Origin of the sequence: Salinicola lusitanus, from assembly GCF_003206045.1 — a bacterium.
GTDB lineage: Bacteria > Pseudomonadota > Gammaproteobacteria > Pseudomonadales > Halomonadaceae > Salinicola > Salinicola lusitanus.
Genome location: NZ_PZJM01000004.1, coordinates 482,023 through 494,376, shown reverse-complemented (window position 1 = coordinate 494,376; position 12,354 = coordinate 482,023). Strand labels below are relative to the sequence as shown.

The window sequence follows — 12,354 nt, the reverse complement described above, 5'->3', positions numbered from 1 at the left end:
CCCGGCCCCACGGGAGGCCGAGGCATCATTCCACCTAACATCGCCAGGTGCGGAAAGAGTCGCTTCTGGCACAGAGATTATCGGCGCCCCGCCGCCTCGCTTGAGTGAGACATTGCCGCTGCGTTGTGTCCGCGATCGCTTACAGCGGATTGATCAGCGCCGCTGTAGCATCGTTGCCAGGCTTATTGACGGCGGTACTGACCGGCCAGTGCCGGATCAGGCTGGCGTCGATATGCCGAGTGACACCACGGATCGCTTCGCGCTCCGTGAAATGCGGATCGAGCCAGGGCTCGAGCGAATCGTTATCCAGCGCCAGCGGCATCCGGTCGTGCACCTCTTTCGCGGAACTGCGTGCTGGCTCGGTAATGATCGCCACCCCGGGCGGCTTGTCGTCACCCCGCTCGGTCCAGACCCCGGCAAGGTATAGCGTCTGTTTATCCACCCGCGTCAGGTAGTGCGGCTGCTTGCGCCCGTCCACGTTGAGCCACTCATACCAGCCATCGGCCGGGATCAGGCAGCGGTGACGCTTGAAGGCCGGCGCGAAGTAATGGCTGGTGGCAATGGTTTCGGCTTTGGCATTGATCGGCTGCGGGGCTTTGGCATCCGCCCAGTAGGGCTGGTACCCCCACCAAAGCTGTTCGATCGTTACTGGCGCCTCGGCCGCAACACGGCGCGCAACGCTGATCAGCGTGCCTGGCGGCACGTTGTAGCGAGGCTCGGCGTCAACGAACAGCAGGTCGTGCTGATGGACTGCCTCGGAGAGCGCTGAGAGGTCGAGCGAGTAGAAAGCGAATCGTCCGCACATCTCAGAAGAATAGACCGGATTTCAGCACAATGAACTATCGAACGGCGCTTGAGAGGTGGGCGCTATGCTGTCGATCGGCACGCATTCCCACTTGCTGATCGACCCAGGCCGGGCGCAGATCCGTGATCTATTTTGGCGCCCAGCTGCGATAGAAGCTGAGTGGGCCCGCGGAGGATGGACCTAGTCACCGGCGAGACGCGGATGCATTCAGCCTGATGTCAGCCCCTCCCACGTCACCGCTTTGGCTTCCTCGACGGTCGCTGCGCCTTGGATCATCCATTCGCCCCGCTGCCGCAGGCCGGTGTATTCCTGCCACTGGATGAATGCCTCAGCGTTGCGCAGCACGGCGGCGACGAGATCCCCCAGGGTCTCGGTGCCATCGGCTCCATTGCGACCCTTCAGAATCGCCGAGAGTGCTGGCGTCGCGGGCGGCTCGCCATCGCTACCGTTGTCGAGCCAAGTCTGATATGCCGTAGCCTCCGCCTGCTGCTGAGACCAGCTCAGGCGCTCTATCGCGGGGTACTCGCGCAGTAAGGGCTTTGCTGCAGCGTCATAGCCGGAATTGAGGGCAACCAAAGCAGCCGCCTTACCTTCCTCGAGCTTTTCGGCGTGGGTCGGCGCCGCGTCCCATGATGTGATCGTCCCCATTACACGGTCTCCGTTCGTTCAACTTGCTTGCTTTCCCACTCGGCTTTTCTCGCCTGGTAATCCGAGTCGCTCTCGTCGTCTTCGCGATGAATCCGGTCAGGGTATGGTGATAGCAGTTTCACAGTGAGACCCTCGGAGCCGTCTCGAACGGCACCGTGAAAAACGTTGTGCGGTAGTGAGGTGTCGATCTGATATGAGTGGCAGTGCCCTTCTCCCATTTCCGAAAAATCGACTGTGTCAGACTGCTCTCCAATCTTGGCAGTTACTTTTTCACCATCAAAAGTATAGATAACTTCAAAGTCAGCGACGCACGGCGTTAGCGTAATATTCATGAGTAGGTTCCAATCGCTATGGCATAGAAGATTTCATAGACGCTATTGCTTGAAAACGAATAGCTCCCTGTTGCCCAGACACCAACGATCCCGCTAGTGCCTCCGTTTAATAGAAAATCGCCTTTGGGAGAGGAGGTGTTATACACGTTGCCCTGTGTCCCCCAATTAGCAATAGGCACGACCAACGTGAAACCCGTGAATGCCGCAGGAAAACTCCAGGTTGCCGTAAGACGCCCCGTATTGCTGAAAGTGAGCTTCAGTTCCCTCGAGAGGCAAATCTGGATTTTATTGGGAAAGCGCAATACCCACCCATTGGAATTGCTGTAAACCTTCGGCGGCGCGATGAGTTTCCAGGGGGACCACTGAGCATTAATGTAGCTGCGCGTCCATGCCCGAGGGTCGTCATCATCGTTCTCGAGGTACAGGACGTTCGCGACCCCACCGTTGTATCCGCTGATATAGATGGTTCCCGATCCGCCCGGCCGATTGGCGGTGTTGGATGTTGCTCGGTAGCAGCCCGACGGCAGGTTAGTCGGATCGGCATCCATATCCGCTTGGTCTAGATTCGCGCCAGCATACCAAGTGGGCTGTGCTCCCGTGTTGCCAGCGCCGAACTTCTGAAGCTCGACAAGAGCAGCCCCTACGAAACCGATCGCATCACGAACTGCTGCCGCGTCACCCACCGCAATCTCATCAAGCGAGTCCGCGCCGGCCGCTGCGCCTACGCCGGCCCCGTTGAGATTGAGCGCTGCGAACTTCTGCTTCAGCAGATCTTCGAACGCCGCAATGAGCTGCGCGTTCTTCTCATTGTACTGATCTTGATTTGACGCCATCGATTTTCTCCAGGCATAAAAAAAGCCGCCTAGATTGGCGGCCTGAAATAGTTATCGGTTCTATCGCTTCGTCACTGAGAGCTTTATGTAATGCTGCCACGTCGACAGTATTCCTGAGGGTATTGTGCTTCCACTGGAATCACCCTTCAATTGCATGCTTACTGTCCTGTTGCCAGACCAACCTGCTGATCGCCTCGGCACCGTCACCATAGAGCGTCGCCTAAAGGTCCCTTCTTCGTACTGCCTCTCGTCAACGAGGTATCCATAAGAGGATTCAAAATCGTAAGTAAAGCCCCCTGCAACGATCCGGCCGTAAATTGAGTACCTTGAATAGTCAACCCCCTGCTGCAGCTGGGCGTTAACTTCGTAGCTAAATGATAGAACTATATCGATAGGCTGCCCCTGGGGGTCCATTTCTACCTGGGCGACTGTTTTCCATCCAGTATCTAGTTCAACTGTGGAACCGGAAAATGCTGAGGCATTAATCGTGACAGCCTGATCAGCCAGCTTCAGCGTTCCTATTGAAGCATCTTCAATATCGGTACTCTTGATCTTGACGTCCTGAATATCAGCCCACTTGATAATGATATCCTGAACGTTAGCCCACTTGACCTTGAGGCTATTGGCGTCGATGTAGTCGGCTTTCAGCTTGTCGCCATCGAACACCAGGTTGCCGTTCGTTGAACGCAGCTTGGTCACGACCAGTGAGTCGATCAGCGCTTCCGGTATGATCACGCGGCCATCGGTCACGACAAAGGCAGTGACCAGCTCGCCCGATACCGGGTTGAGAATCGCGAACTGATCGGCAATGCCAATGATCTCTGCCAGCTTTCCGTCGACCTGAATGCCCAGCATTCCCAACCGACCGTTGGCGTTGACCGTAGTCACAGCTCTCGTCACTACGCCGGTTTTGGGATCGATCGCAGCGGAGAGCTGCTGGCTGACCTCGCCGATCTGATTCCCTGACTCAACACGGTATTTTTCAAGGCTCTGCGCCAGCGCGGCATCTTTCTGCGACAACGCCGTCAGCGTGCTGCTCACCGACGACTTGTTGCCCTGATAGTCCGCAGAGAGCGTCTCGAGGCGCTGGGACAGCGCGCTACGACCATCGGCTGACACGATGCGGTCGACATCCTGCTGCGCCGTGTTGCCGAGCGCCTGCGCCTGAAGCGCCAGCTTTCTGAATACGGCAGCCGATTCCTGGTTGGCAATCGTCGTGCTGATCTCCTCCAGCGCCGCGACGTTTGCGGCGATGCTGGACTGCGCCTGCTCGATCCTCTCGGTTGTCGATTCATCCAGCGTGGCCAACGTGGTGTTGATCTCCAGCAGCTCGGCGACCGCATCGTTGATCCTGCTGGTCTGCTGGGTGATCAGTTGCGTGAGCGCCTGCTTGTCGGTGACCTGCGTCGTCTGAACAACATCGATCAGCGCCGCAGCGCCGGCGTTCCGCGCTTGGAGGGCGAGGTATCGAACCGCCTGCAGCTTATCGAGCTCCTCAGTTTTGCGCTCCAGCTTCGCAATCCGAACCCCTTGCTCTTCCGGGTCCAGGCCGTCGACCTGCTCGCGCAATGTCGCGATATCGGTGTTGGCCTGATCGATCCTCGAGTCGGCCTGATTCAGCGCCTCATCGAACGCCGCCTGTGCGTCCTGGATCGCCTCGTAGTTCTCGTCCAGGCCGTTCTGGAACTGGTCGGCCAGACCGCCGGGGCGGTAGATGTCATCGTTGACCGCCGAGATGACGTCATCGAAGTTCTCGCTGGTCGTCACTGAGACGGCGAACCAATCACTGGCACCATAGGCGTTGATGCCCCGGACCCAGTAGTAAAGCTCCTGGCCAGGCGAGCGCCCGGTGTGGGTGATCGTATCGCCACGGCCGAGGTATTCGGCGTCGCCGAATACCTCCGTGACGCCCCAACGATATTCCCAAGTGCCGCCGCCCAGGCTGTCGCCGTCGGCGAGCACCGGCACCAGCAGCACGTTTGTGCGGTCGACCTGGGTGATAACCCGAGCGGGCTGCGGAGGATTGAGCACGCTGAATGCGATCGTCGCCGGGCCGGACGTTGACTGCAGGCCGCGCGCAGTGACGTTTGCCGTGTAGTCGCCGGCGCCAAGTCCGGACAGGGTGCAGGTCGTGGCGCCGCTGGGCGTCTTGGCGGCCTGGATCACTTCGGTGCCAAGCAGGACCACGACGTTGTAGTCGATCGCGGCATTGACCGGGTCCCAGGTCATCCGGCCCTGGACGACTTCGCCGATAGTCTCGACGGTATAGCGCAGGTTCGTCGGAGAGCCGATGCCGCCGGTCGGCGTCTGGATGATCGACAGATAGTCGAAGGGCTCGCCCACGGCATCGTCGTAGAACTCGGGCAATTCCTGTCGCACGACGACACGCACGCCTTCCTTCGCGGAGAATCTCCACTCCAGCACCTTGAATTCGCCGCTAACGTTGATCGTCGGGAGATCCACGTTGATCACTCGTCCGGGGCGAAACTGGTAGCCGGCATAGTTGAGCGGGATCTCGAGCTGACCGCCGGCGCGCTGCCGGCGCAGCTTGATGTTGGCCAGGCGCTGGCTCTGGTGGGTGCTGGGCGAAAAGGGCGTATCGAGGGTGTCAGTGTTCTCGCCGCCGTCCTCGGCCACCCACTCATCCACGGTCACGGTGGGGTAGCTGGTTTCTTCCCATAGATCGGTGGGGGAGTTCCATTTACCGGCGACGCTGTTGATCGCGTCGCGCCGACTGACCTCCGGGCGACCGGTAATGCTGCCGACAACCATGCCCTGAGTGATAGTGGCCACGGCCGGCCCGTAGTAGGCGCCGACCTCGACGCCCCAGTAACCGCCGACACGCCGGGTGGTGCCGCCGAAGTTCTCTTCCAGGCTTGCGAGGGTCTCGTCCTTGCGCTGATCGGCTTTGTAGACGCCGCCGATGGCGTAGCGCTTGCGAAAGACGCCGTCCGGATCGGCGACGCTCTCGTCGGCGATGTTGGCCGCTGCTGACCAGGCATCCCACACGATGAACTGATCAGCGACGCCCAGACGGTTGCGGACATAGTCGAGGGTGCACAGCACGGCGTTGTCGCTGTAGCCGGTCTGGCCGGTGCGCGGGTCGTAGATGTTGCGGTTGCCGCGCACGACGAACAGCAGATCGGGAATTCCGGTGGCGAACTTGTCTTTGTCGAACGTGAGGGTGCCACGGACCCAAGACACACCTCGGCCCACCTGACTCTCCTTCCAGTCCGGGCAGTTGGCCAGCATGAATGGATCTGGCGTCGAGCGATTGACGTGGAGCTCCCAGTCGGCGAGATCGCCATACTCGCTCACCGGCTGCTGGTTGACGTAAATCTGCTCGAGGGAATCGATTTCACCCTCGGCGAGCAGGTAGGCGAGGTGCAGCTTCTCGCGCTTGGCGCCGTCGCCCGGCTCCTCCTGAGCCCAGAACAGCAGCCCGCCGGTGGCGGTACGCCCGTAGATGAAGTGTGCGGGCTCTTTGCCGCTGCGGATCGTCTGTTTCGTGTTGCCGGTGTCGCTCGCCGCCTTGGGCTTGTCGATGCCCGGGGCCAGGATCTTACTAATCGGCTTGAAGACGGCCGAGAACACCTTCGAGACGGCATCAACCGCTTTTGACATCGTCGACTCTCCAGTAAGCGGTGGGGCGGGCGCGGGTGATGGAGACGCCGTCGGGCGTCATGGCCCAGATCTCGCCGGCGAAAAGCACGCCGACGCACAGGCCGTCGGGCGACTCGAACAGGCAGACGTCGCCGCGTCCGGCGAGCGCGGGCTCGATGCGGTCGAAGTGGCTATCCAGCGCGGCCTCGATGCTGCCGTGGCCACGCTTTACGGCGGCGAAGGCGCCTCGGCGCGAGCGGTACTTGCCGCGGTACGGGCCGGAAGGATCCACGCCGCACACGGCGATGCAGCAGTCAGAGACGAACAGGCAGCAGTCCAGCTCGCCCCACGAAAAAGGGCGCCCGGAGGCGCCCTTGATGGTCTGCTGTAGCCGCGTGGGCCAGTCGTTGTATCGCATCGCTACCTCGGATAGCTGAAACCGGGCGAATCCTTCTTGGCGCCCCAGTAGATGGCCCAGTTGGCGAGCTGGGCGACGGCATAAAGCAGCCGGTCGCCGCCGTGCCGCGCGCGATGGCTGTTGTCGGACCAGACCTCGGTGCCTTTGCGTTGCCAGAGCACCATCTGGTCGGTCAGCTTCACGCTGATGGCGTTCTCGTCGGCGTTGCCGCCGTAGGACAGGTCGGCGGCGTCCATCAGGCCGTCGAACAGCACGTCGGCGACCAGCTCGCCGTCTTCGCCTAGGGCAACCAAGTAGAGACGCCCGGGACGGTCCCTGCATCGGTCCTGGAGCGTGTCCTTGGCGACATCGTTGTCCCAGCCGGAGAGGGTGAGGGTCACACTGCCTGCAGTTGACGAGCCGCCCTGGTCTGCCACCTCTCCGACTTTGCCCAGCGTCCCGATGCCGGTATACGTCTGGCCGTTGATGACCAGCAGCCCGGTGCCGGTGTGCGCCCGCGCCGGGCCGTCCTTGAACTCGAGCTCGGCGGCGTAGAGGAGGCGCACCTGCGGCCTGGCCATCATCTCGATCATGGATTCGGAGTAGGGGAACGCGTCCATCAGAATGCCTCGCGGGCTTGCAGGGTGATGCCGGCTTGGCCGACCTGGCGGCGGATTGGGTTGCCGCTGCTCGCCAGCCGCATGACACAGTACGGCGAGGCATATTCAATCGGCGCGGCGCTGGCCGGCGCTTCCCGGATCCACATGTTGAGCGGTAGCAGGGCGTTGCCGTTGGCATCGCTCTCCACGTCCTCTGGCATCTGGAACATCTGGTCGGCGACGGTGATGTAGTCGCCGGCGCGCAGCACCAGGCTGGACGCCTTCCAGAGGCGCGTCTGAAGCCTAATGCCCGTCTGATTGGCTCCGTCCACGATCGGATTGCCGACATCGCCGAGCGTGTGCCGGTAGCGGCGGTCGCGGAAGCGGAACCACCCGGTACGCCCGCGCAGCCGACCCAACGTAGCGGCCAGAAGCCGCTCCTTGTCGCGGCCCAGCGGCGGCAGTGTCATCGAAAGCTGCCAGTAATCGCCCGGGAAGCTGACGATCTGCTGAGCGTTCGAGAAGATGCTGGTGAACGCCATGTCGTTGTAGGCCACGCCGAACTCGCTGGACTGCGGGGCCAACTCGGCGGGCCAGTCGATTGTTGCCATGCTTAGACTCCGTAGGCCCGGCGAACGGGCCCGTTCTCGTAGGCGTCCTCGAGCATGATCTGGATGATCTGCTCGCGGTTCGGCCCTTCCGACTGACTGACGCGGGCGTTTTCTGCACCCTGGCCGTAGAGCTGCACGGTGACGCCCGGAACGCCGCCGCCACCTGACTGCATGTCGCGGTTGGACGTCACGGTGCCGTTGCGCCCGGGCAGCAGATAGGAGCGTGTGCCGTCGCTGTACATCTCCGGCTTACCGTCTTCGGTGACCCGGTACATGCTTCCTGCGTTCACGCCGCCGCCATACTGCCGGCCGCCGGCGACAGCAAGGCCGGAGGCGAGGGCGGTCGTCGACGAGAGGGCGGCCGCAGCCGGTATGGCGTTGCTGCCCATGGTGGCCAGAGAGACCATCGCCGCCGCCGGCGCGTAGGAGGCGGCGATGGTCGCCCCGGTGGCAGCGGCCGTAGCTGCCGCCGCGGACTGGTAGGCGCTACCCATCGCTGCATTGATGGCCATCTGCACGCCCAATTTGATAAACGACTGCAGCAGGCTGGCCACTACTGTTCGCCCGATCTCGGCAAGGATGTCGTTCAACCCCTCGCCGCGGCTCATGGCGTTGACGAAGGTCGAGCTGACAGTGTCATCCAGGTTGACGAACGACTCGGCTAGCGAGTCGCCCAGGAACTTCATCGGCTGGGCTGCGTTCTGCTGGAACTCGGCCAGCTTCGCCGAGACCTGCTGGGTGAATCCGGTGAGCTGCTGGATGCGGGCGGTCTGATACGCCAGCTCGGCGTCTTTCATCGCCTGCTGGTGGTTCTGGACCGAGGCCAACTCCTGAGCCTGGGCATTCAGCATGTCGACCTGTTTCTGCTGCTCGACCTTCAGCAGCATGTCGCGCTGCTCCTGGCCACCCATGCGCGTGTTGTCGATGACTTTCTGGCGCCGCTTGGCGTACTCGGCCTCGACCCGCGAGGTGGCGCTGCGCAGATCTCCCAACTCCTGGTCGTGGTACTCCTTCAGGGCCTTCTGGCGCGCAGACTGGTTCTTGATCAGCGCCTGCATCTGCTCGTCGCTGCCGGCTTCGGTGATGTCCAGGATCTCGCGATGCTGTTCGTCGTACTGCTGGTTGATCTGCTGGATGCCGGTGGCGTTGATGCCGGCGAGACGGTCGTTCAGCGACTGCATCTCCCGGGCGCGCAGGTCACCGCTGCGCTTCAGCAGGCTTTGCTGCTGCGCGCTGCCCTTTGAGGTGTGCTCCTGGATGATCTTGTTGCGCTCGGCGTACTCGCGCTCGATAGTCTCGCGCTCACTTTCGAGTTGCTGCTTGATCCGCTGGAAGCTCTTGTCGGCTGCGCCGCCGTCACCGCCCGTGCCAACCCCGCCACCGCCCGAGTCGTCATCCTCCCCCAGGGCCTTCAGGCTCTCCTGGAGCTGATCGATGGCACGCTGAGTGATCTCGGTTTCTTCGTTGATGCCCCGCAGCTTCTGAAACTGGGACTTCCTTGCCTTCCCAGCAGCATCATCGGCAGAGCTCGAATTGCGTAGAGGCCCCGGCACGTTGTACCGGTCGTTGATGCTATCGATCTCGTCACGAGCGTCGCGAGCCGCCTGCTGCAGGCCGATCATCTTGGTCTGCATCTGGCTCAGGCCGTTCTGCAGAGCAGCGCGGCTGTTCTTGTCGAAAGCTTCGGTGAGACCCTCGACAGCAGTCTTGGCGCGCTGAGTGGGGGCGTGCAGCTTCTCAATATCGTCGCGGAACAGCACCAGGGCCGAGCCAACGGCGATCAGAATGCCCACCGGGCCGCCCAGCAGTGCAAGGGCGGTTCGCAGACCACCAACCGCCACCGCCGCTCCCTTGGCGACGACACCGGTAGATTTCATGACGGCGTTGGTTTTGGCCTGCTGAGATGCGACGGCCGCCCCGGATGCTGCCGTCGTGCTATTGGCTGCCGCGAGCCGTCCTTCCGCAGCGGTCAATGCGTTATTGACCTCGACCAATTGCCGCCTGATAGCCACTTTCTGCCCGGTGGTCTTAGCACTGGCTAGCGCGGCGGCGTAGTAAGCGCGATCTGCTTCGATCTCCGCAATGGTTGAGCGAGCGGCGTTACTGGCAGCAATAGCCTTTTGATGATGTGCTCGAGTCGCCTGGAGCGAGGCCTGCGCTGAATCACGGTCAGCAGCAGCCTGACGCACCGCGGCGCCGGCGAGTGCTAGATGGGCAATGGCCCCGGCACCCAGGGCATTAGCGTAGCGCCCGGCGATCACGCCAGCGATCGCTACCGCCGATGCCGCCAGCCCATCAACGTGATTGGAGAGGGTGACAACACTCTGCCCCAGATTGCCGATCACGCCCTGGGCGCTCTCCGACGAGCCCATGAAGCTGATCATGTTGTTGCGTGCGATGGTCAGGCTGTCGGAGAACGAGTTGGTGGCCTGGCCCGCCTCTTTGTCGATGGTCTTCGAGTAGGAGAGAACCGCTTTGATCAGTTGGTTGGTCGAGAGCTTGCCCTCGGCGCCCAGCTTCTTCAGTTCGATGGTGCTCTTGCCGGTCGAGACGCGCAGCGCATCCAGCAACAGCGGCGCCTGATCCATGATCGTGTTGAACTCCTGCCCCTGCAGGATGCCGGCGTTGAACGATTGCGAGAGTTGCAGGATCAGCGCTGAGGCGCCCTGGGCGCTGGCACCATTGGCGCGCAAGCTCTTAGACGTCAGATCGACGAAGCGAGTCAGGTTTTCCTGCTCATAGCCGAGCCCGCGAGTGGCCCGCGCCACCTTGGTGTAGAGCTCGGCGGTATCCTCGATGTTGATCGCCGAGCGATTGGCCACGGCCAGCAGTTCGCGGTTGACGGCAGTCAGCTCGCGCGTGCCACTGGTCACCTGGCGCAGTTGGTTCTGCGTGCGCGTCCAGGCGTCGGCATAGCTGATGATCTGGCGCACCGAGAGAGCGGCCGTGATAGCGCTGACGATGCCTTTAAGGCGAAAGCCGGAGGTAGCGGTGGCATCGAAGCTGGCACCCAAGCGGCGGCTGGCCTTATCGCCCCGTCCCAGGGAGCGCTCGATTCGCTTGGAGGAGCTGTCAACGTCGCGCTGGGCGCGCAGCAGCCCCTCGGTGCGCCCATCCACTTCATACCAGATGGTGCCGACCGATCCGTCCATTCATTTTCTCCAGGCAATAAAAAAACCCCGCCGAGGCGGGGTTCTGAGTGGTTAAGGGTGGGGCGTCAGAGTTTTTGCAGCATCAACCACACAAAGCCGGCGATGACGAAGAAGGCGATAACCTTGCCCAGAGCCTGGCCGGCTCTTTCCGTCTTTGCCTGCTCGCTCAAGACCCTCTCTGTCTCGGCATTAGTCCGAGTGGTAATGGCGTTGAGCTCATCGGCGTAAATGGTGAGGAAATCGGTCTGCTCGCTTACCGACATGCCGGTCAGGTGAGTCGAGTAAATCTCGTCCTGATGGCGCCGGGAGATAACCTCAAGGTCATCGCCTCTCTCGGCTCCCGCTGCAAGCTCGGCAGAGTTTCTCTCGGCCAGCGCGCGCACGGCTTCACGGTCGATCCAGCGCTGTGATTCCGTCATGCCTATATCTCCACTAGCCATTTCCTCTATCTCTGTTTTGGATAGCCTTTGTGAGCCGGTGCCTGATCTTCGATGCCCTGGGGCCAGCAGATATATCGATCGTTGGGTGCGGCGCCGTTCTGGCGTAGTTCATGAAGTCTTCCTCCATGGCAATCCACCGCTCGCAGATTGCCACCTCCCCAGAGTAGTCCTTCGCCTTTTTGCAAAGAATGGCTGCTCGCTCAAAGTAGAAGGGCGCTGGAGAAAGCTTGGATCCTGACTGAGCCCAATACACGTTTTCTTCTGATTGGCAGCATGCCAGCATCGTCTCGAGGTCATGCTTGTGAGTCTGAGCGTAGTGGTAGTTCGAGATGCCGTTCACCTCAGGATTCATGCCCTGGGCGCGTCGTATCTCTTCAAACGTGATGGTGTAACCTTCGGAGGCAGGTTCACCATTTGCAACTGATCTCGAAGACCATCGCTTAAACAGATTCCAGAACATCGCCACTCCCTAACACGTTGCGTGGCTTGCAGCTCAACCTCGATATTCGCACAGCTTCGGGTTAGACGCGTCGAAAGGGCTTTCTTGGATCAGACCGGGAACCTCGCTGCCGCTGCAGCCATATTTCTCCCAGGCCTCCCTGCACGTGGATGCCGAGTCATGATCGGCTACGTAGAATAGCCCTTCACGAAAGCCATCACTTTTGCGAATGGGGGTTTCCCGGGCGGCGTTCACCTTTCCCTCGGTATCTATTCTCAGTTGCAAGCTGTCACACTGAGCGGCCGCCTGAAGAGCAAAGCCAAACTGGTATGGGGTAGGTGCTGCCTGTGCAGCTGTCGTACCCAACAGGGAGATCACGCCGACTGCTATCCACTTCTTCATACTGATCCCTCACATAGTAGACGCCGCTCTGAGGCGGCTGTCACAGCAGGGTATCGGCTATAGCTGCGCGTTGGTAGGTCTGGTGGTGGACGA

12 protein-coding genes are annotated in these 12,354 nt (G+C 61.3%); all 12 read right to left on the bottom strand.

The features are described 5' to 3' along the window. Positions 1-139: 139 nt before the first annotated feature. The gene (locus tag DOM45_RS09610; protein ID WP_110599868.1) at positions 140-805 is read right to left on the bottom strand and encodes an SOS response-associated peptidase; all 666 of its coding nucleotides are present in this window, start codon (positions 803-805) and stop codon (positions 140-142) included. Positions 806-1,012: 207 nt separating this feature from the next. Next, positions 1,013-1,453 (bottom strand): hypothetical protein, encoded by a 441-nt coding sequence (locus DOM45_RS09605; RefSeq protein WP_110599867.1) that lies wholly within the window; start codon positions 1,451-1,453, stop codon positions 1,013-1,015. Next, the gene (locus DOM45_RS09600) at positions 1,453-1,785 is read right to left on the bottom strand and encodes a hypothetical protein (RefSeq protein WP_110599865.1); all 333 of its coding nucleotides are present in this window, start codon (positions 1,783-1,785) and stop codon (positions 1,453-1,455) included. The genes DOM45_RS09605 and DOM45_RS09600 overlap by 1 nt, the downstream gene beginning before the upstream one ends. After that, positions 1,782-2,618, bottom strand: a complete 837-nt coding sequence (locus DOM45_RS09595) for a hypothetical protein (protein ID WP_110599863.1) — start codon at positions 2,616-2,618, stop codon at positions 1,782-1,784. The genes DOM45_RS09600 and DOM45_RS09595 overlap by 4 nt, the downstream gene beginning before the upstream one ends. A gap of 60 nt (positions 2,619-2,678) precedes the next feature. Then, on the bottom strand, positions 2,679-6,242 hold the full coding sequence (locus tag DOM45_RS09590) for a phage tail tip protein J-related protein (RefSeq protein WP_110599861.1): 3,564 nt from the start codon (positions 6,240-6,242) through the stop codon (positions 2,679-2,681). After that, complete coding sequence (locus DOM45_RS09585) at positions 6,226-6,639, bottom strand: DUF6950 family protein (protein WP_110599859.1); 414 nt, start codon at positions 6,637-6,639, stop codon at positions 6,226-6,228. Before DOM45_RS09585 ends, DOM45_RS09590 begins: the two co-directional genes overlap by 17 nt. A gap of 2 nt (positions 6,640-6,641) precedes the next feature. Then, on the bottom strand, positions 6,642-7,238 hold the full coding sequence (locus DOM45_RS09580; RefSeq protein WP_110599857.1) for a hypothetical protein: 597 nt from the start codon (positions 7,236-7,238) through the stop codon (positions 6,642-6,644). Next, entirely contained in the window at positions 7,238-7,828 is a 591-nt protein-coding gene (locus tag DOM45_RS09575; RefSeq protein ID WP_110599855.1) for a hypothetical protein, read from the bottom strand. Before DOM45_RS09575 ends, DOM45_RS09580 begins: the two co-directional genes overlap by 1 nt. A 2-nt stretch (positions 7,829-7,830) precedes the next feature. Beyond that, positions 7,831-10,980, bottom strand: a complete 3,150-nt coding sequence (locus tag DOM45_RS09570) for a tape measure protein (RefSeq protein WP_110599853.1) — start codon at positions 10,978-10,980, stop codon at positions 7,831-7,833. 65 nt (positions 10,981-11,045) lie between these two features. Beyond that, positions 11,046-11,399 carry a hypothetical protein gene (locus DOM45_RS09565; protein WP_110599851.1) on the bottom strand — a complete coding sequence of 118 codons (354 nt, stop codon included), beginning with the start codon at positions 11,397-11,399 and terminating at the stop codon, positions 11,046-11,048. 13 nt (positions 11,400-11,412) lie between these two features. Then, positions 11,413-11,880 carry a hypothetical protein gene (locus DOM45_RS09560; RefSeq protein ID WP_110599849.1) on the bottom strand — a complete coding sequence of 156 codons (468 nt, stop codon included), beginning with the start codon at positions 11,878-11,880 and terminating at the stop codon, positions 11,413-11,415. A 33-nt stretch (positions 11,881-11,913) separates the two neighbouring features. Beyond that, positions 11,914-12,261, bottom strand: a complete 348-nt coding sequence (locus DOM45_RS09555) for a hypothetical protein (protein ID WP_110599847.1) — start codon at positions 12,259-12,261, stop codon at positions 11,914-11,916. Positions 12,262-12,354: the final 93 nt, after the last annotated feature.

Excerpts from the sequence above, each read along its gene's own strand:
- DOM45_RS09610 (WP_110599868.1), bottom strand. The coding sequence starts at position 805 with ATGTGCGGACGATTCGCTTTCTACTCGCTCGACCTCTCAGCGCTCTCC.
- DOM45_RS09605 (WP_110599867.1), bottom strand. The coding sequence starts at position 1,453 with ATGGGGACGATCACATCATGGGACGCGGCGCCGACCCACGCCGAAAAG.
- DOM45_RS09600 (WP_110599865.1), bottom strand. The coding sequence starts at position 1,785 with ATGAATATTACGCTAACGCCGTGCGTCGCTGACTTTGAAGTTATCTAT.
- DOM45_RS09595 (WP_110599863.1), bottom strand. The coding sequence starts at position 2,618 with ATGGCGTCAAATCAAGATCAGTACAATGAGAAGAACGCGCAGCTCATT.
- DOM45_RS09590 (WP_110599861.1), bottom strand. The coding sequence starts at position 6,242 with ATGTCAAAAGCGGTTGATGCCGTCTCGAAGGTGTTCTCGGCCGTCTTC.
- DOM45_RS09585 (WP_110599859.1), bottom strand. The coding sequence starts at position 6,639 with ATGCGATACAACGACTGGCCCACGCGGCTACAGCAGACCATCAAGGGC.
- DOM45_RS09580 (WP_110599857.1), bottom strand. The coding sequence starts at position 7,238 with ATGGACGCGTTCCCCTACTCCGAATCCATGATCGAGATGATGGCCAGG.
- DOM45_RS09575 (WP_110599855.1), bottom strand. The coding sequence starts at position 7,828 with ATGGCAACAATCGACTGGCCCGCCGAGTTGGCCCCGCAGTCCAGCGAG.
- DOM45_RS09570 (WP_110599853.1), bottom strand. The coding sequence starts at position 10,980 with ATGGACGGATCGGTCGGCACCATCTGGTATGAAGTGGATGGGCGCACC.
- DOM45_RS09565 (WP_110599851.1), bottom strand. The coding sequence starts at position 11,399 with ATGACGGAATCACAGCGCTGGATCGACCGTGAAGCCGTGCGCGCGCTG.
- DOM45_RS09560 (WP_110599849.1), bottom strand. The coding sequence starts at position 11,880 with ATGTTCTGGAATCTGTTTAAGCGATGGTCTTCGAGATCAGTTGCAAAT.
- DOM45_RS09555 (WP_110599847.1), bottom strand. The coding sequence starts at position 12,261 with ATGAAGAAGTGGATAGCAGTCGGCGTGATCTCCCTGTTGGGTACGACA.